General features: G+C 76.5%; 13 protein-coding genes. 6 read left to right on the top strand and 7 right to left on the bottom strand.

The window, feature by feature from the left end; all coding sequences use genetic code 11:
• Positions 1–70: 70 nt before the first annotated feature.
• From IEW03_RS10020 to cynS, 3 genes are all read left to right on the top strand, one after another.
• Entirely contained in the window at positions 71–994 is a 924-nt protein-coding gene (locus IEW03_RS10020) for a macrolide 2'-phosphotransferase (protein ID WP_188523549.1), read from the top strand.
• Between the two features lie 200 nt (positions 995–1,194).
• Entirely contained in the window at positions 1,195–2,070 is an 876-nt protein-coding gene (locus IEW03_RS10015; RefSeq protein ID WP_188523548.1) for a formate/nitrite transporter family protein, read from the top strand.
• Between the two features lie 60 nt (positions 2,071–2,130).
• A complete protein-coding gene (gene cynS / locus IEW03_RS10010; protein WP_229737898.1) occupies positions 2,131–2,580 on the top strand; it encodes a cyanase in 450 nt (149 codons plus the stop codon).
• Between the two features lie 5 nt (positions 2,581–2,585).
• On the opposite strand, the gene IEW03_RS10005 is transcribed toward cynS, so the two are convergent.
• Both IEW03_RS10005 and IEW03_RS10000 read right to left on the bottom strand, forming a co-directional pair.
• The gene (locus tag IEW03_RS10005; RefSeq protein WP_229737897.1) at positions 2,586–6,227 is read right to left on the bottom strand and encodes an ATP-dependent helicase; all 3,642 of its coding nucleotides are present in this window, start codon (positions 6,225–6,227) and stop codon (positions 2,586–2,588) included.
• Positions 6,224–9,661, bottom strand: coding sequence for a UrvD/REP family ATP-dependent DNA helicase (locus IEW03_RS10000; protein ID WP_188523547.1), 3,438 nt, complete (start codon positions 9,659–9,661; stop codon positions 6,224–6,226). Before IEW03_RS10000 ends, IEW03_RS10005 begins: the two co-directional genes overlap by 4 nt.
• Before the next feature lie 189 nt (positions 9,662–9,850).
• On the opposite strand from IEW03_RS10000, the gene IEW03_RS09995 reads away from it, so the two are divergent.
• The gene (locus tag IEW03_RS09995) at positions 9,851–10,075 is read left to right on the top strand and encodes a DUF3107 domain-containing protein (protein WP_188523546.1); all 225 of its coding nucleotides are present in this window, start codon (positions 9,851–9,853) and stop codon (positions 10,073–10,075) included.
• A 37-nt stretch (positions 10,076–10,112) separates the two neighbouring features.
• On the opposite strand, the gene IEW03_RS09990 is transcribed toward IEW03_RS09995, so the two are convergent.
• Positions 10,113–10,886, bottom strand: a complete 774-nt coding sequence (locus IEW03_RS09990; protein ID WP_188523545.1) for a ferritin-like fold-containing protein — start codon at positions 10,884–10,886, stop codon at positions 10,113–10,115.
• Positions 10,887–11,166: 280 nt separating this feature from the next.
• Between IEW03_RS09990 and IEW03_RS09985 the strand changes: the two genes are divergently transcribed.
• Both IEW03_RS09985 and IEW03_RS09980 read left to right on the top strand, forming a co-directional pair.
• The gene (locus IEW03_RS09985; RefSeq protein WP_188523544.1) at positions 11,167–12,837 is read left to right on the top strand and encodes a DEAD/DEAH box helicase; all 1,671 of its coding nucleotides are present in this window, start codon (positions 11,167–11,169) and stop codon (positions 12,835–12,837) included.
• A gap of 102 nt (positions 12,838–12,939) precedes the next feature.
• On the top strand, positions 12,940–13,236 hold the full coding sequence (locus IEW03_RS09980; RefSeq protein WP_188523543.1) for a DUF1905 domain-containing protein: 297 nt from the start codon (positions 12,940–12,942) through the stop codon (positions 13,234–13,236).
• A 31-nt stretch (positions 13,237–13,267) separates the two neighbouring features.
• Here the strand turns inward: IEW03_RS09980 and IEW03_RS09975 are convergent, their stop codons facing one another.
• The 4 genes from IEW03_RS09975 to IEW03_RS09960 are packed head-to-tail and all read right to left on the bottom strand — an operon-like array spanning position 13,268 to position 16,700.
• Positions 13,268–14,443, bottom strand: coding sequence for a CynX/NimT family MFS transporter (locus IEW03_RS09975; RefSeq protein ID WP_188523542.1), 1,176 nt, complete (start codon positions 14,441–14,443; stop codon positions 13,268–13,270).
• A 2-nt stretch (positions 14,444–14,445) separates the two neighbouring features.
• Positions 14,446–15,153 (bottom strand): FadR/GntR family transcriptional regulator, encoded by a 708-nt coding sequence (locus tag IEW03_RS09970; protein ID WP_229737896.1) that lies wholly within the window; start codon positions 15,151–15,153, stop codon positions 14,446–14,448.
• A gap of 60 nt (positions 15,154–15,213) precedes the next feature.
• Positions 15,214–15,852, bottom strand: coding sequence for a MarC family protein (locus tag IEW03_RS09965; RefSeq protein WP_188523541.1), 639 nt, complete (start codon positions 15,850–15,852; stop codon positions 15,214–15,216).
• Positions 15,849–16,700, bottom strand: coding sequence for a PHP domain-containing protein (locus IEW03_RS09960; protein WP_188523540.1), 852 nt, complete (start codon positions 16,698–16,700; stop codon positions 15,849–15,851). The genes IEW03_RS09965 and IEW03_RS09960 overlap by 4 nt, the downstream gene beginning before the upstream one ends.
• Between the last annotated feature and the right edge of the window lie 42 nt (positions 16,701–16,742).

Below are 16,742 nucleotides of genomic sequence, written 5' to 3'. Positions count from 1 at the left end.
TCGGGCCGCGGCACGGACACGCGCGCCGCCGTGCCCGGCACGGTGCCCGGATGCGTCTACGGTGGGCAGCGTGCCACGCAGTCCGCTCGCCCTCGCCGCCCTCGCGACGGCCGCCGTCCCGGGCCTCGACGCCCGGTCGGTCCGTCCCGAGGAGGTCCCGGGCGACTACGACGTCGCGGTCGTGACCGCCGGGGACGACCGCGAGTGGTTCGTGCGCGCCCCGCGCACCACGATGGCCGGTGCCGCGCTCGAGGCAGAGGTGGAGCTCCTCGAGGCGCTCCACCTGTACGTCGACGCGGGGGTGCTGCCCTTCACCGTGCCGCAGGTCGCGGGCTACGCGCTGCTGCCCGAGGGCGGCCGCGCCGTCGTGCACCGGCACGTCACGGGCACGCCGCTGGACCTCGAGTCCCTGCACCCCGGCCCGGGCCTCTCGGCCGACCTGGGGCGCACCCTGGCCGCCGTGCACGAGCTGCCCGCGTCGGTGGTCGAGTCGTGCGGCCTGCCGTCGTACACCGCCGCCGAGTACCGGGAGCGCCGGCTGGTCGAGCTCGACGAGGCCGCCTCGACCGGCAAGGTCCCGCCGCGGCTGCTGCGCCGCTGGGAGGCCGCGCTGGAGGACGTCGCCCTGTGGCGGTTCCGCCCGGTCGTCATCCACGGCGACCTCGCCCCCGACCAGATGCTCGTCACCCGTGGGCGCGTCACGTCCATCAGCGGCTGGTCGGAGGCCCGGGTCGCCGACCCCGCCGACGACCTCGCGTGGCTGCTCGCCGCGGCGCCGCCGGAGGCCGTGGACTCGATCATGGAGGCCTACCAGCTGCGCCGCACCGAGCTGCACGACCTGCGGCTCGTCGACCGCGCCCTCCTCGTCGGCGAGCTCGCGCTGGCACGGTGGCTGCTGCACGGCGTGCGGCGCAACCTGTCGGAGGTCGTGGCGGACGCCGAGGAGATGCTCGCCGACCTGGACGAGGCCACCCGCGAGGACGCCCCCGCCTGACGGCACCGCTGCCAGGTCGGTCCACGTCCCCACCTCTCGGCGGGCGCCCGGCACCTGCGAGACCTCGGACACCGGCCCCTTACCTCGGGCGGACGATCCGAAACACGACCTCAACGCACCCTCAACACGGCCAGAACCTTCGGGCACGAGGATCGGCATCGCACGCGATCCGCCCTCCCATCCCCGGCCGAAGGGTTGCCATGTCGTACGTGAAGCCGCAGGACGTCGTCACGCAGATGATCGACACCGGCGAGAAGAAGCTGTTCCTGTCCACCCGGGACACGCTCATCCGCTCGTTCATGGGCGGGGCGATCCTCGCCCTGGCCGCCGCGATGGCCGTCACCATCTCGACGAACACCGGGAACCCGTTGCTCGGGGCGGCGTTCTTCCCCATCGGCTTCATCATGCTGTACCTGATGGGCTTCGACCTGCTCACCGGCGTGTTCACGCTGGTGCCGTTCGCCGTCATCGCCCGGCGTCCGGGCGCCACGTGGGGCGGGATGTGGCGCAACTGGGGGCTGGTGTTCTGCGGCAACTTCGCCGGGGCGTTCACGGTGGCCGTGCTCATGGCGATCACGTTCACCTACGGCTTCTCGACGCCCCCGGACGAGATCGGCGAAGCGCTCGGCACGATCGGCGAGGGCCGCACCGTCGGGTACGCCGACCACGGCGCCGCAGGCATGCTCACGCTGTTCGTGCGCGGCGTGCTGTGCAACTGGATGGTGTCCACGGGGGTGGTCGCGTTCCTCATGTCGAAGGACACGATCAGCAAGGTCGTCGTCATGTGGATGCCCGTGTTCCTGTTCTTCTACCTGGGCTTCGAGCACTCCGTGGTGAACATGTTCCTGTTCCCCTCCGGCCTGCTGCTCGGCGGCGACTTCACGGTCGTGGACTACCTGGTGTGGAACGAGCTGCCGACCGTGCTGGGCAACCTCGTCGGCGGCCTGACCTTCGTCGGCCTGCCGCTGTACCTCACCCACCACCGCACCGGGCCGGAGCGTCTGCGCCCGATCCCGGCCGGGCCCGACACCGCAGGTGCACGGGCGGCGGACCGCACGGCCACCCCCGTCGGCTGAGTCGGCACCTCCCGGCCACCGCGCCGCGCCCTGTACCCCGTACCCCGCGAAGGAGCACCCGTGGAACCGATCATGACGAAGGCCGCCGCCGCCGAACAGGTCGTCACCGCCCGCATCCGCACCGGCCGCACGTGGCAGGAGCTCGCCGAGAAGGTCGGGGCCCCGCTGGTCTGGACGACGGCGGCCCTGCTGGGCCGACACCCGATGCGCGCCGCGCAGGCCGCGGCCGTGTGCGACCTGCTCGGGCTGGGCGACGACGTCGCCGAGGCCCTCCAGGTGCAGCCGTACCGCACGCGCGACGAGGCCGCCCTGACGGACCCGACGATCTACCGGTTCACCGAGGCGCTCACCGTGTACGGCCCGGCGATCAAGGAGCTGATCCACGAGGAGTTCGGCGACGGCATCATGTCCGCGATCAACTTCACGGTGGACGTCTCGCGCCGCCCCGACCCCGATGGCGACCGCGTCGTCGTGACCTTCGACGGGAAGTTCCTCGACTACCGCTGGTGAAGGGCTCACCCCTGGCGGACCAACGCCTCCAGCTCGGCCTCGCCCAGCAGGCGCGCCGGGCGCACCGTCGTGCCGCTCGCGACGTAGCAGAACGCCGCCGAGACCCGCTCCACGGGGGTCCCCGTCCAGCGCGACCACGCGAGCCGGTAGACCGCGAGCTGGACCTCGCGGGCGGCTCGCGCGGCCGGGTCGGTGGGCTCGCGCCCGGTCTTCCAGTCCACCACCACGACGGGCGTGCCACCGTCGTCCGCCGCCCGGGACGGCGCGTCGGGGTCGGGGAACACGGCGTCGATCCTGCTGCGGAGCATGACGCCGGCCACGGGCGTCTCGACGTCGACCTCCACCGCGACGGGGGTCCGCGCCGCCCACGGCGACGCGAGGAACCGTTCGCGCAGCTGCTCGAGGTCCACGTCCTGCGGGATCTCGCCGTCCTCCGCGCCGGGCAGGTCCTCGACGTCGACCAACGACGACGAGGTGTAGAACTGCTCGACCCACTCGTGGAACCGCGTGCCGCGGCGCGCGTGCACCGTCGGCTCGTGCGGCACCGGGCGGCGCAGCTGGAGCGCGAAGTCCGCGCGGTCGGCGGCGAGCCGCACCAGGCCCGACGCCGAGACGTGCGCGGGCATCTCGACCTCGTGCGCGTCGCGCGTCGCCCGCTCGACGAGGAGCGTGCGGGCGAGGTCGACGAGGTCCCGCCCGGCGGGGTCGTGCAGCACGCCCGTCGTCGCGCCGCCTCCCGCGCGGACGGCGTCGTCGACCCACGCGGCGGACTCCCGCAGCACCTCGCGCGGCCCTGGTGGCGTCGGCCCTGCGGTGCTCGCCGGCAGGTTCGTGTCCCCCTCCGACGCCGGTTCGCCCGGCGCGGCCGGACCCGACGGCTCGGGCGCGGGCCACGTGCCGCTGACGTCCAGGGCGTCACGCGGGTTGGTGCCCGTGGGGTCGGGCGCCGGTACCCAGCCGGCAGCGTCGACCACGCCGGCCTCGGCCAGCTCGGCGAGGAAGGGCGACACCCGCCGCGGGCTGCTGCCGGTGCCCCACCAGTGCGCCGTGAGGAGCAGCTCGCGCCGCGCCCGGGTGAACGCGACGTAGGCGAGGCGCCGCTCCTCCGCCAGCCGGTGCGCCCCGCAGTCGGCCCGGAACTCGTCGCGGCGGGCGGCGAGGTCCTTCGTGTCGCTCGCCCCCGCCCACGCGAACTCGGGGAGGTCCTCGGCGTCGCCCCGCAGGTGGAACGGCAGCGACGCGGGCGCGGTGAGCCACCCGCTGTCGGCCCGGCCGCCCGAGGACTCCGCCTGGGACGGGAAGATCCCGTCGACGAGGCCGGGGACCGCGACGACGTCCCACTCCAGTCCCTTGGCCGCGTGCGCGGTGATGACCTGGACGGCGTCCGGGTCGGGCTCGCGGACCGGCATGTCGAGGCCGCGCTCCTGGTCGTCCGCGACGCCCAGCCAGGCGAGGAACGCCCCGAGCGTCGCCACGTCCGCCGACTGGGCGAACGACGCGGCGACGTCGCGGAACGCGTCGAGGTGCTCGCGCCCCCGCAGGCTCACGCCCGGGGCCGCCGCTCCCCCGCCCGCCGGCGCGAGGACCTCCGCGAGCACCTGCGCCGTCGCGACCTCGACGTCCAGCCCGAGGGCGCGCTCGGCCTGGACCACCAGCTCCGGCAGCGAGAGGTACGTGAGGCCGCGCAGCTCGCGCAGCAGCCTGGCCAGGGCCGTCAGGCGGCGGTGGCCGTCGGACGACAGCACCCGCCCGTCGCGGGCCGCCCGGCCCGGCTCCGGCAGGTCGTCGAGGGCGTCGACGATCGACCGGTGGTCGACCACGTCGCCCTCGATCACCGTCGGCGCACCGCCGTCCGGCGCGTCGTCGTCCGCCGCGGTCGAGGCGGGGGCCGGCCGGGCGCCGTCGGCGCGGGCGAGGTCGGCCGCCCACGACCCGAGGGCGTGGAGGTCGGCCGCGCCCAGCGCGACCCGCGGGCCGGCGAGCAGCCGCAGCAGCGAGTCGCCGCGCGACGGGTCGTGCACGGCCTCCAGCAGCGCCACGACGTCCACGACCTCGGGGGTGGACAGCAGGCCGCCCAGGCCCACGACCTCGACCGGCAGGCCACGACGCCGCAGCGCCACCTCGACCGCGGCGAACTGCGACCGCGCCCGGCACAGCACCGCCGCGGTCACCCGGTCGGAGGCGTCGGGCCGCGCCCCACGGCGCCAGCGGGCCGCGACGAACTCGGCGACCGCCTCGGCCTCCTCCTCGCTCGTCGCGGCGACGTGCGCCCGCACCCCGCCGGCGCCCGCGCCGGGCCGCAGGTCCAGCGGCGGGACGTCGACGCCCGTGCCGAGCTGCCGGGCCTGCTCGCGCAGGGGCGCAGCGGCGACGTTCGCGGCGCCGAGCACCGCGGCGTCGTTGCGCCACGACGTGCTGAGGTAGCGCACGGCCGCGGGCGCGCCGCCGAGGGTGCGGAACCGCGCCGGGAACCGGGCGAGCCCCGACGCCGACGCGCCGCGCCACCCGTAGATCGACTGGTGCGGGTCGCCGACCGCCGTCACCGCGTGCCCGCCGGCGAACAGCCCGGCGAGGAGCTCGACCTGGGCGTACGACGTGTCCTGGTACTCGTCGAGCAGCACGACGCGGAACCGGGAGCGCTCGGTCGCCCCCACCGCCGGGACGGTGCGGGCGAGCTCGGCGGCGTAGGCGATCTGGTCGCCGAAGTCGAGCGAGTCCGTGGCCCGCTTGCGCCGCCGGTACTCCGCGACGAGGTCGAGCAGCCGGGCCCGCTCGCCGAGCGAGTCGATCAGGCCCTGGATCTCCTTGGTCCGCTTCTTCTGGCGCGGCCCGAGCGGCAACGACTCCAGGTGCGCCGCGACGTCGAGCATCCCGTCGCGCGCGTCGTCGACGCCCAGCAGGTGCTCCCCCAGCGCACCCGAGAGCCCGATCACCGCGCCGACGACGGTGCTCACGGCCCGGTCCGTGCCGAGGTCGTCGGCCCACGACTCGACGACCTGGGCGGCGAGCTGCCACTGGTTGGCCTCTCCGAGCAGCCGCGAGCCGGGCTCGATCCCCAGGCGCAGCCCGTGGTCGGCCACCAGCGACGCCGCGTACGCGTTGTAGGTCGCGACGGTCGGCCGGGCCAGCAGGTCCAGGCCGGACGCCGGGCGGCCCTGGGCGCGGGCGAGCTGCGCCAGGCGCGACTGGACCCGCGTGGTCAGCTCGCCGGCCGCCTTGCGGGTGAACGTCAGGCCCAGCACCTCCTCGGGCGCGGCGAGGTCGTTGGCGATGAGCCACACCACGCGCGCCGCCATCGTCTCCGTCTTGCCCGACCCTGCGCCCGCGACCACGAGCACGGGCTCGAGCGGCGCCTCGATGACCGCCACCTGCTCGTCGGTGGGCTCCGGGCGGCCCAGCAGCCGCGCGATCTCGCGCGCCGATAGCGCCGGCGCGGCGGCGCGCGGGTCGGGCTCCCCGGGGACGCCGTCGCCGCCCCGCTCCGGCCGGTCGCCGACGGCCGCCTCGACGAGGCCGGCCAGCTCGGGGAAGCCGAGCTGCCCCTCGCGGTCCGGGGCACCGAGGGCGAGCCACTCGGCGTCCTGGCCGAGGGGGTCCTCGGGCGCTCCGTCCTCGCGCCGCGGGCCGGGCTCTGCCGGGCCGGTCATCCGATCACGTTCCTTCCCTCGGGCTGCACAGGGCACGACCGCCGCACCGGGCAGACGGTGCACAGGTCGTTCTCGTGCGCAGTGAACCGGGCGGACGCCATGGTGTCCGCGGCGCCCTCCACCAGCGCGCGGGCCCAGCTGGACCCGTCGGCGGCGACGTCCAGGCCGGGCTGCGCCCGCACGGACGGCGCGACCGTCGGCGTGCCGACGTAGACGAGCCGGGCCCCGGCGCTGCGCGTGCCGAGCGGCAGGTCGAGCGCTCCCTCGGTGACGGCGAGCTGGTACGCGCCGAGCTGCGGGTGCTCCGCCGCCTTGGCCCGCGACGGCGCCGTCCGGCCGGTCTTCAGGTCGGCCACCACGACGGCGTCGTCGCCCGCTTCCTCGACGCGGTCGATCTTGCCCCGCAGCCGCGCGCGGCCCGTGGTGAGCTCGAAGGCCGGCTCGACCAGCAGCGCGTCGCCGGCGTCGGCGTAGTACGCCGCGAGACGCTCGATCATCTGCTCGGCGCGGCGCCGCAGCTGCAGCGCCGGCCAGCCCTCCCCCAGCGCGAGCTCGGGCCACCGCCGGTCCAGCTCGGCGCGCAGCCGGTGCAGCGGAGCGTCCGGCAGCGCCTCGGCGATCTCGTGGACGAGCGTGCCGAGCGTCTGGTGGGTCGCGTCGGGCGCGGTCGCTCCCGCGGACTCGAACGCCCAGCGCAGCGCACAGGTCGACACCGTCTCGACCTTCGACGGCGACACGGTGACCAGGTCGTCCGGCCCCCACAGGGGCGCGTCGCTGGAGGTGGCCGCGACGCCGTACCAGGTGCGGGGGTCGGCCTCCGCGACGCCCGACGCCGCGAGGTCGGCCAGCAGGGCGGCCGCGGTGCGGGTGCGCGGGGCCCGCGTGTCGTCCCCGGTCGCGGACGCGCCGTCGGCCGTCCCGGCCGCCTCTCCCCTGCTCACCGCCTGCACGAGCTCCGCGCGCGCCGCGGCCACGACGCCCCGCAGGTCGAGCGGCGGCCCCACGTTCACGCGCCGCGGGCCCTCGCCCCGGTGCTCCCCGCCCGGGCCGTCGGGCGGCGCGACCAGGTCGAGGAACGCCGACGGCGCGTCCTCGGCGTCCTCGACCGCCGTGACGATCAGCCGGCGCCGGGCGCGGGACACCGCGACGGCGAAGGCACGCAGCTCGTCGGCGAGGACCTGCCGCCGGGCCTCCGCGCCCACGCCCTGCGCGTCCTCGGACCGGCCGGCGAGCAGCTCGACGAGGGCCTGCGACCCCAGCAGGGAGTCGCGCAGCCGCAGGTCCGGCCACACGCCGTCCTGCACGCCCACGACCGCCACGACGTCCCACTCCCGGCCCGCGGCACCGGCCGGGGTGAGCGCCTCGACCGCGCGGGCCCCGACGGCGCCGGCGGCGAGCGAGTCGGCGGGCAGGTCCTGCGACGCCAGGTAGTCGACGAACGCCACGACGGGCGCGCCCGGCATCCGGTCGACGTACGTCTCCGCCGCACGGAACAGCGCCAGCACGGCGTCCAGGTCGCGGTCCGCGCGCACCCCCGCGGGGCCGCCCGACAGCGCCATGTCGCGCCAGCGGTCCGCCAGGCCCGTGGCCGCCCACACCGCCCACAGCACCGTCTGCGCGGTCGCGCCCGGTGCCGCGGCGGCCGCCCGGCCCGCCGCGAGGACGCGTGCGACGACGACCGGGCCGCGGCGCACCGGCGCGGGCAGCGTCTCGGCGCGCGCCGGGTCGTCGAGCACCTCGACGAGCAGGGCGTCGGACGAGCGACCGCCGCCGCCCGCGAGCTCCTCCGCGCGCAGGGCGCGGCGCAGCCTGCGCAGCGCGACCGCGTCGAGGCCGCCGACCGGCGACGTGAGCAGCAGGGCCGCCGTCTCGGCGTCCAGGGCGGAGGACGGCTCCCCGAGCTCGGCCGCGAGCATCCGGTCGAGGCCGCCGTCCCCGGCGCACACGCGCAGGGCCGCGAGCAGCGGCGCGACGGCCGGCTCGTCGCGCAGCGGCAGGTCGGAACCGAGCAGCGCGACCGGCACCGACGCGGCCACCAGGTCGCGCCGCAGCGAGGAGAGCCGGTCACCGCTGCGCGCGACGACCGCCATCCGCTCCCAGGGCGTGCCGTGCAGCAGGTGCTCGGCACGCAGCTGCCGGGCCACGAACGCGGCCTCCTGCGCCGGCCCCGCCAGCACCGCCGCCTCGAGCCCGACCGGTGCCGCGCCGGCCGCCGGCACGTCGCCCTCGCCCGCCGGGCCGTCTCCTACGGCCCCGTCGGCCTCGGCCGCGGGCGCGGCGTCGTCGTGAGGCCGCTCGTCGGCGCCGTCCGGGGCGCCGTCCGGGGCCTCGTCCGGGGCAGCCGCGGGCCGCGCCGACGCCCCGCGGTGCAGCGCGCCGGAGACCGTGGCGATGCGCGCGGTCACGGCGCGGGTGGCCTCGCGCAGCGGCTCCGGCTGGCGCCAGGCCGTGCCCAGCACGACGGTCCGGGCGTCGAAGGCCCCCACGGCGCCGGGCCGTGCGGGGGCGGACGCCCGGCCGACGAGGCCCGGCGCGGCACCGCGGAAGCCCTGCACCGCCGAGTCGGGGTCGGCCAGCAGGACGAGCCGGGCCCCGGTGTCGTGCAGCACGTGCAGCAGCCGGGCCGTCGCGACGGTCGCCTCCTGGTAGTCGTCGACCACCACGAGGTCCCAGGTGGGCCGCGGCACCTCGGGGAGCTCCTGCTCCCACGCCTCCAGCGCGTGCGCGGCCTCGTCCACCACCCCGGCCGGGTCGTACCGGGCGCCGGAGTCGGGCGTGCCGACCCGGAGGGTCGTGACGTCCAGGTACTCCTCGTACAGCTGCGCCGCCATCACCCACTCCGGGCGGCCGTGGCGGCGGCCCAGCGCGTCGAGGTCCACCGGACCCAGGCCCCGCTCGGCGGCACGCATCAGCAGGTCGCGCAGCTCCTGGCGCAACCCCCGCAGGCCGAGGGCCTCGGCGGGCAGGTCCGGCGGCAGCCGGAGGTCCGACCCCTCGCCGGACAGGTGCCCCTCCAGCAGCTCCGCGAGCACCAGGTCCTGCTCCGGGCCGGAGACGAGGGTGGGCACGGGCTCGCCGAGGGCCACCTCGCGGTGCCGCAGCACCGAGAACGCCGCGGACGCCGCGGTGCGCACCATCGGCGCGCCGATCGTGCGGCCCGCGCCGGCGGCGACCTCGTCGCGCAGCCGGGCAGCCCCGCGTCGCGACGCCGCGAGGACCAGGACGCGGGACGGGTCGGCGCCCGCCGCGACCGCCTCCACCGCGACGCTCCGCGCCACCGTGGTCCGCCCGGTCCCGGCAGCGCCGACCACGAGCGTGACGGGCGCGCTGCGGGCCGTCTCGACCGCGGCCGCCTGGGTCTCGTCCAGGACGAGCGCCGCGCCGTCGCGGGCGGGCGGCGGCGGGGCGAGGCGGACCGGTGCTGCGGATGTCACGGGGCCGATTCGACCACAGGCCTCCGACAGCCGCGGCCGGCCCGCGACCCCCTCGCGCCGCCTCGCTGGAGCGCCGGGCGCGTTCACCCTGCGCGGACGACGCCGCCGCAGCGGTCCGTCCTGCATAGGATCGGGGCGTCCCTACCACCCGGCGCCGCACACGGCGGCGTCGCTCGCGAAGGAGTCAACGTGGAGATCACGATCGGTGTGCAGAACCTGGCGCGCGAGCTGGTGGTCGAGACCGAACAGCCGGCCGACGACGTGGCGAAGGCCGTCCAGGACGCCCTCGCCGACAGCGGCACGCTGGAGCTCACCGACACCCGTGGCCGGCGCATCATCGTGCCGACGGCCACGATCGGCTACGTCGAGATCGGTGCCGAGGAGCAGCGCCCCGTGGGCTTCGGCTCGCTCTGACCACCGCGCACCGCCAGGTGCACGACGAGGCAGCGGCTCAGGCGGCCAGCCCGAGGCGGTCCATCCGCCGGGTGTGCTCGGCCGTCAGCCGCTGCAGGAGCCAGGCCAGGACGTCCGCGTCCTGACCTGGCTCCGTCGTCGTGCCGGGGGCGGCCGCCGCGTCGCCGGTACCGGCCGCGCGGGCCCGTGCTGCGAGCCGGGCCAGCCTCGGGTGCTCGCCGAGGACCGTCTGCACCAGCCCGAGCGCCTCGCCCACGACGCGGCGCCCCCACAGCGCCAGACGTGAGGCCAGCACGCTGTCGCCCGCCGCGGCGTCCGCGAGCAGGGTCGTGGCCCACCCGCCGGGAGCGGGCTCGTCGTACGCCCGGGCGAACGCGCCGGACCCGGCGCCGGACAGGCCCGCCGCGAGCTCGCGGCACAGGTCCTGGGCGACCCCGTGCCCCACGACCCCCTTCAGCAAGCCCTCGGACCAGCTCCCCGGCGACGTCCGGGCGTCGAAGTCGGCGAAGGCGCCGGCGAACGGCGTCATGACGGCCGCGGCGGACCGGCCGTCCGCCGCCACCAGGCCCAGCAGCCGACCCTGCCGCTCGAGGCTGCCGGCCGCCGCCTCGGCGAGCGTCTGGCGCGTCGCCAGGTCGACGGCGTCCACCGAACGGCTGGCCAGCAGCCCGAACGTCGCCAGCTCCGTGTAGGCGGCCAGCCCGACGAGCTCCTCGAGCAGCGCGTCGGGAGCCGCCGCGCCCGGGTCCTGCGGTCCCCCCGTCGTGCCCGTGCCTGACCAGGTCCCCGGTGTGCTGCGCTGCTCGTCCACGCGGTCAGGATAGGCGCCGCGCGCGACCCGCCGACGGCGGGCGGCGCCCGTCCGGCCCGTGCAGGGCCCGGTCGCGTACGATGGAGGGGTACTTCGGTTGCCCGGTCGTCACGTGCTGACCTGACCGCTCCGACCCGCGAGCCTCGTCCCGCGGTGCTCGTGCGACTTTCCTCCACGATCGGCTGCCGACCAACGCGGCGCTCCGCGCGACCGTCGTCGGCCCCGGCTCGACCGGTGGGCCCGGCGGCACGCGCGCGCCGACGAGCACACGAAGGCACCAGTGACCAGCACCGACATCACCACTGACCAGGCGGGCGCCACGCCCGACGCCCCCGACTACTCCAGCGCGGCCGCGATCCAGGCCCAGGACGTCAGCTTCGCCGACTTCGGGGTCCGCCCCGAGATCGTCGAGGCGCTGCGCGAGCACGGCATCACCCACCCGTTCCCCATCCAGGCGATGACCTTGCCCGTGGCCCTGCAGGGCCACGACATCATCGGCCAGGCCAAGACCGGCACCGGCAAGACGCTGGGCTTCGGCGTCCCCCTGCTGCACCGCGTCGTCGCGCCGGGCGAGCCGGGCTTCGACGAGCTGCCCGCCCCGGGCAAGCCGCAGGCCCTGGTCGTCGCCCCCACCCGCGAGCTCGCGGTCCAGGTCGCCAACGACCTCGCCACCGCCTCGAAGAAGCGCTCCGTGCGCATCGCCCAGATCTACGGCGGCCGCGCGTACGAGCCGCAGATCGAGATGCTCAACACCGGCGTCGAGGTCGTCGTCGGCACCCCCGGGCGCATGGTCGACCTGATGAACCAGGGCCACCTCAACCTCACGCGCGCCAAGACCGTCGTGCTGGACGAGGCCGACGAGATGCTCGACCTCGGCTTCCTGCCCGACGTCGAGAAGATCCTGGCGCGCACGCCCGCCGTGCGGCACACGATGCTGTTCTCCGCGACCATGCCCGGCCCCGTCGTCTCGATGGCCCGCCGCTACATGTCGCAGCCGACCCACATCCGTGCGGCCGAGCCGGACGACCAGGGCGCCACCGTCAAGAACACCCGCCAGGTCGTCTACCGCGCCCACGCGCTCGACAAGGTCGAGGTGCTCGCGCGGCTCCTGCAGGCCGAGGGCCGCGGCCGCACCATCGTCTTCGCCCGCACCAAGCGCACGGCGGCGAAGGTCTCCGACGAGCTGCGCGACCGCGGCTTCGCGGCCGGCGCCATCCACGGCGACCTGGGCCAGGGCGCCCGCGAGCAGGCGCTGCGCGCGTTCCGGCACGGCCACATCGACGTCCTCGTCGCGACCGACGTCGCGGCGCGCGGCATCGACGTCGACGACGTGACCCACGTCGTCAACTACCAGTGCCCCGAGGACGAGCGCACGTACCTGCACCGCATCGGCCGCACCGGCCGCGCGGGCAACAAGGGCACCGCCGTGACGTTCGTCGACTGGGACGACGTGCCGCGCTGGCAGCTCATCGACCGCACCCTGGACCTGGGCTTCCCGGAGCCGGTCGAGACGTACTCCAGCTCGCCGCACCTGTTCACCGACCTCGGCATCCCCGAGGGCACGAAGGGCCGCCTGCCCAAGGAGAAGCGCAAGCTCGGCGGGCTCGACGCGGAGGAGCTCGAGGACCTCGGCGAGACCGGCAAGCACGCGGGCGGCGGCGAGCGCGACCGCGGTCGCGGCGGCTCCCGTGACGGCGGCTCCCGTGGTGGGTCCCGCGGCGGCGAGCGTCGTGACGGCGACCGGTCGCGCGGCGGCCGCGGCGGCTCCGGCGGCTCCGACCGTGGCGGCCGTGGCGGGGACGCGTCGTCGCGACGCGACGACGCCCCGCAGGGCGGCGAGCAGGCCGACGGCGGCCAGCGCCGCCGGCGCAGCCGCAACCGCCGCCGCACGCGCGGCGGCGCCCCGGTCGAGGGCGGCTCGTCCGCCCCGCAGGCGCCCTCGGAGGGCTGACCCCGTTCGCCACGAGCGTGCTGACATGTTCCTCGAGACACCGTCGAGAGGAACATGTCAGCACGCTCGTTGCGTGTGGGCGGGGCCGCCTAGGCTGCCGGCATGCGCCTGACGTTCTCCGCACCCCTGTGGCAGTGGCAGGTGCGCAGCGACTCGTGGTGGTTCGTCACCGTGCCGCCGGAGGAGTCCGACACGCTCGCCGAGCTGCCGCTGCCCCCGCGCGGGTTCGGCTCGATCAAGGTGCGGGTCACGCTCGGCGCGACCACCTGGTCGACGTCCGTCTTCCCCAGCGACGAGCAGAAGGGTTACGTGCTGCCGATGAAGAAGGCCGTCCGCCAGGCCGAGGGCGTCGGCCCCGGCGACACGGTGCGGATCACGCTCGAGCCCGTCGGGCTCTGACCGCCCGGCCACGACGCCGGTGGGTGGTCCCTCAGCGCACGAACTCGTCGCGCCCGGCCACCCAGGCGGACACCGCCTGCGCCACCGACCCGGCCAGGAGCAGCAGCAGCGGCACGGTCCACGACCCGGTGACGTCGTGCGCGAACCCCAGGCCCAGCGGCCCGAGCGCGGCCAGCACGTAGCCGGCGGACTGCGCCATCCCGGAGAGCTCCGAGGTGCGCGCGGCGCTGTCGGCCCGCAGCACCATGAGGGTGAGGGCGAGCCCGATGCCCGACCCCTGCCCGAGCCCGAGCAGGACCGCCCAGACGATCGCGCCCCCGGGCGCGAGGGCCAGCCCCAGCAGCCCCGAGGCGATGAGCACGACCGACGTCAGGCCGATCGCCCGCTGCCGGCGCATGCGCCCGGCGAGCACCGGCGCCACGAACGAGCCGACGATCCCGAGCATGTTGGTCAGCGCGAGGATCCAGCCGCCGGCCGCGGCGCTGCGGCCCGACGCGACGAGGATCTCCGGCATCCAGGCGTTCATGGCGTAGAACGCCATCGACTGCGTGCCCATGAACACGGTCACCGCCCAGGCCAGCGGGCTGCGCCACACCGACCGGGCCGCGGCGGCGTCGACCGCGGCGTGCACCGGGGCGACGCGCGCGGACGGGTGCAGCGCCCGGGGTGCCCAGACCGCCGCACCGAGCACGGCGAGCAGGCCCCACGACGCGAGCGCCGCCCGCCAGTCGAGACCGGCGGCGGAGGCGAGCGGCACGGTGAGCCCGGCGGCGAGCGCCGCCCCGCCGGAGAGCGCCATCGAGTACAGGCCCGTCATCAGGCCGACCCGCTCGGCGAAGTCACGCTTGATCAGCGCCGGCAGCAGCACGTTGGCGAGGCCGATCCCGCAGCCCACGGCCAGCGTGCCCACCAGCAGGGTGCCCACGCCGGGCACGAGGCGCAGCGCGAAGCCCGCGCACAGCAGCAGGAGGCTGCCGAACATGGACCGCTCGAGGCCGAAGCGGCGGGCGAGCGCCGGGGCCACGGGGGCGAGCAGGCCGAAGCAGAGCACGGGCAGCGTCGTGAGGACGCCGCCGGCCGTCGCGCTCAAGTTCTCCTCGGCGAGGATCTCCCCGATCAGCGGCGAGACGGCGACGACGCCGGGGCGCAGGTTCAGGGCGGCGAGGACGATGGCGAGGGCGGCCCCGGCGCCGATCGGGCGGCGCATGCTCACGCGTCCTCCCCGGGGGCGTCGGCGACGAGGTGCGCGCGCACGGCGTCGATGGTCGCCGTCACGGCCCGCTCCGCGGCGTCCGGGTCGCCGGCCGCCACGGCGGCGACGACCTCCCGGTGCCCGGGGACGTCGCGGTGGTGGCGGCCGTGGGCGTCGGTGGCCAGGGTGCGGACGAGCACGTGGTCGAGCCCGTCGTACAGCTCGGTGAGCAGCGCGTTCCCCGCCGTCCGCACGAGCTGGGCGTGGAACGCGACGTCGGCCGCACGGAAGGTCCGGTCGTCCGCGGTGCGCGCCGCGGACTCCTGGTCGGCCAGCGCGGCCCGCAGGGCGGCGAGGTCGGCCTCGTCGTGCCGGGTGGCCGCGACGCGGGCTGCGCCCCGTTCGAGGAGCGAGCGCACCTCGAGCACCTGCAGCGCGTCGGCGGTCCGCGCCCGGCGGCCGAGGGCGGCGTCCAGCCCGCTGGCGGCCCGCACGTAGGTGCCGTCGCCGCGCCGGGGCGCGAGGATGCCGGCGTGCTCCAGGGCGCGCACGGCCTCGCGCACCGTGTTGCGACCGACGCCGAGCTGCGCCACCAGCTCGGGCTCGGCGGGGATGCGCGACCCGACGGGCCACTCCCCGCGTTCGATCAGGCCGGTCATCCGCTCGACGACGAGCTCGGAGACCTTGCGGGGCGCGGCGATCGGGGGAACGGGGGAATCGGGCACCGAAAGACCCTAACATCCCATGTTTCGGCTCCCCGGGGCGGCCGGCAGCCGCCGACGCCCCTACTGCGCCATCCTCACGAACTCGGTGACCGCCGTCGCGATCCCCTGGACCGCGATGGCCGCGAGCAGCAGCCCGGCGATGCGCGTGACCAGCGTGACGCCCGAGTCCTTGAGCACCCGGTGGATGACGTTCGCGAACCGCATCGAGAGGTACAGCGACAGGTGCACCAGCACGATCGCCACCGCGATCGCGACCAGCTGCGGCGCCCCGCCGTCGTCGGACACGCGCGTCTGCTGGACGAAGACCATGGTGGCGACGATCGCGCCCGGCCCCGCGAGCAGCGGCGTGCCCAGCGGCACCAGCGCGACGTTCACGCCCTTGTTGCCCGACGGCGCGGGCTCCTCCATCTTGCCGGTGAGCAGCTCCATCGCGACCAGGAGGAGCAGCAGCCCGCCCGAGGCCTGCAGCGCGGGCAGCGTGATCCCCATGTAGTGCAGCACCTGCTGGCCGAACAGCGCGAAGACGACGATGACGCCGAACGCGACGAGGATCGCCTGCCGCGCGGCACGGTTGCGCTGCTTGGCCCCCATCGCGGACGTCAGCCCCAGGAAGACGGGGACCGTGCCCGGCGGGTCCATGATCACGAACAGGGTGACGAACACCTCCGTGAAGAGCGCGACGTCCATCACCTGGTTCACGGCCGGACCACGGCCAGCAGCCCCCGGTCCTCGATGTCCGCCAGCACCTCGGGCGCGGTGGTGTGCTCCCCGATCCGGTTGAGCTTGCCGGTCCCGTGGTAGTCGCTCGAGCCGGTCACGAACAGCCCCAGCTCCCGCGCCAGGCCGCGCAGCCTGGCGCGGGTGGCGTCGTCGTGGTCCCGGTGGTCGACCTCGAGCCCCGCCAGGCCGGCCGCCGCGAGGTCCGCGATCGTCTCGTCGGTGACGACGCGCCCGCGCGCCCCCGCCCCGGGGTGCGCCAGCACGGGCACTCCCCCGGCCGCCAGCACCGCGCGCACGGCGTCGTCGGTGCGCGGCGCGTAGTGCGGCACGTAGTACCGCGCGCCGGGGTGCAGCATCGTCGCGAACGCCTCGTCGCGCGACGTCGCGACGCCCGCCGCGACCAGCGCGTCCGCCAGGTGCGGGCGCCCCACCGTGGCGTCGTCACCGGTCTGGGCGAGCACGTCGTCCCACGTCAGCGGGAAGTCCTCGCCGAGCCGCTCGGCCATCCGGCGCGCTCGCGTCAGCCGCGCGTCCCGCGTGCGCTGCCACTCGGCGCGCAGGGCGGCGTCGGCCGGGTCGTGCAGGTAGCTCAGCAGGTGGACGCTGATGCCGCCCTGCGGCGTCTGGACGCGGGTGGAGACCTCCGTGCCGCGCACGAGCGCGACCCCCGTGCGCCCGACCGCGGCGGCCGCCTCGTCCCACCCGGCCGTGGTGTCGTGGTCCGTGAGCGCCACGACGCCCAGCCCCGCCACGGCCGCGGCCTCCAGCACCTGCGCCGGCCGGTCCGTCCCGTCGGAGGCCCGCGAGTGGGTGTGGAGATCGATCACGCGCCAAGTGTAAGGACGCCGTCGTGAAGACGGCGCCACAAC

The sequence above is a fragment of the Isoptericola cucumis genome, assembly GCF_014635665.1.
Lineage (GTDB): Bacteria > Actinomycetota > Actinomycetes > Actinomycetales > Cellulomonadaceae > Isoptericola > Isoptericola cucumis.
Note: the sequence above shows the minus strand (reverse complement) of the source record. Positions and strands in the feature narration are given on the sequence as shown.

Excerpts from the sequence above, each read along its gene's own strand:
- IEW03_RS09980 (WP_188523543.1), top strand. The coding sequence starts at position 12,940 with ATGCGCCTGACGTTCTCCGCACCCCTGTGGCAGTGGCAGGTGCGCAGC.
- IEW03_RS10005 (WP_229737897.1), bottom strand. The coding sequence starts at position 6,227 with ATGACCGGCCCGGCAGAGCCCGGCCCGCGGCGCGAGGACGGAGCGCCC.
- IEW03_RS10015 (WP_188523548.1), top strand. The coding sequence starts at position 1,195 with ATGTCGTACGTGAAGCCGCAGGACGTCGTCACGCAGATGATCGACACC.
- IEW03_RS09975 (WP_188523542.1), bottom strand. The coding sequence starts at position 14,443 with ATGCGCCGCCCGATCGGCGCCGGGGCCGCCCTCGCCATCGTCCTCGCC.